This window comes from Streptomyces sp. OZ13, from assembly GCF_052068155.1.
In the GTDB taxonomy this organism is placed as follows: domain Bacteria; phylum Actinomycetota; class Actinomycetes; order Streptomycetales; family Streptomycetaceae; genus Streptomyces.
In genome coordinates, this window is record NZ_JBQHCZ010000047.1 from 1 (window position 1) to 1,490 (window position 1,490).

General features: G+C 67.9%; 1 protein-coding gene. It reads left to right on the top strand.

The genetic code is table 11. The features are described from left to right. Nucleotides 1-1,490 (top strand): acyl-CoA carboxylase subunit beta (locus tag ACTMTU_RS36010; protein ID WP_441267639.1); only part of this gene is annotated, 1,490 nt, incomplete at both ends.

Genomic DNA, 1,490 nt, shown 5'->3' on the forward strand with positions numbered 1-1,490 from the left:
CGTGAGCAGGCGCTTGGGGGGCCGAGTGAGAAGGCGACCGAGGCGCAGCATGCGAAGGGCAAGCTGACGGCCCGTGAGCGGATTGCTCTGCTGTTGGACGAGGGCTCGTTCCGTGAGGTGGAGCAGTTGCGGCGTCATCGTGCGTCGGGTTTCGGGCTGGAGGCGAAGAAGCCGTACACCGATGGTGTGATCACCGGTTGGGGCACGGTCGAGGGCCGCACGGTGTTCGTGTACGCGCATGATTTCCGGATCTTCGGCGGGGCGCTGGGTGAGGCGCATGCCACGAAGATCCACAAGATCATGGACATGGCGATCGCGGCGGGTGCGCCGCTGGTGTCGTTGAACGACGGTGCGGGGGCCCGGATCCAGGAGGGTGTGTCGGCCCTTGCGGGGTATGGCGGGATCTTCCAGCGCAACACCCGTGCGTCGGGGGTGATTCCGCAGATCTCGGTGATGCTGGGCCCGTGTGCGGGTGGCGCGGCCTACAGTCCCGCGCTGACCGATTTCGTGTTCATGGTGCGTGAGACGTCGCAGATGTTCATCACCGGGCCGGACGTGGTGAAGGCGGTCACGGGTGAGGAGATCACCCAGAACGGTCTGGGCGGCGCGGACGTGCACGCCGAGACGTCGGGTGTGGCGCACTTCGCCTACGACGACGAGGAGACGTGCATCGCGGAGGTCCGTTACCTGCTGTCGATGCTGCCGTCGAACAACCGGGAGAACCCGCCCGCCGCCGCCGCCGGTGACCCGGCCGACCGCCGCTGCGAGGTCCTGCTGGACCTGGTGCCGGCGGACGGCAACCGCCCCTACGACATGCACCAGGTGATCGAGGAACTCGTCGACGACGGCGACTTCCTGGAGGTCCACGAGCGGTGGGCCCGCAACATCATCTGCGCGCTGGCCCGGCTGGACGGGCAGGTGGTGGGCATCGTCGCGAACCAGCCGCAGTCGCTGGCCGGGGTGCTGGACATCGAGGCATCCGAGAAGGCCGCCCGCTTCGTGCAGATGTGCGACGCGTTCAACATTCCCATCGTCACGCTGCTGGACGTGCCCGGCTTCCTGCCGGGTGTGGACCAGGAGCACGGCGGCATCATCCGCCACGGCGCGAAACTCCTGTACGCGTACTGCAACGCGACCGTCCCCCGCATCTCCCTGATCCTCAGGAAGGCCTACGGGGGTGCGTACATCGTCATGGACTCCCAGTCCATCGGCGCCGACCTCACCTACGCCTGGCCCACCAACGAGATCGCGGTGATGGGCGCGGAGGGCGCGGCGAACGTGATCTTCCGCCGGCAGATCGCCGATGCCGAGGACCCCGAGGCGACGCGGGCGCGCATGGTCAAGGAGTACAAGGCCGAGCTGATGCACCCCTATTACGCGGCCGAACGCGGCCTGGTCGACGACGTCATCGACCCCGCGGAGACCCGCGAGATCCTCATCCGGTCCCTCGCCATGCTCCGCACCAAGCACGCCGACCTGCCGTCCCGCAA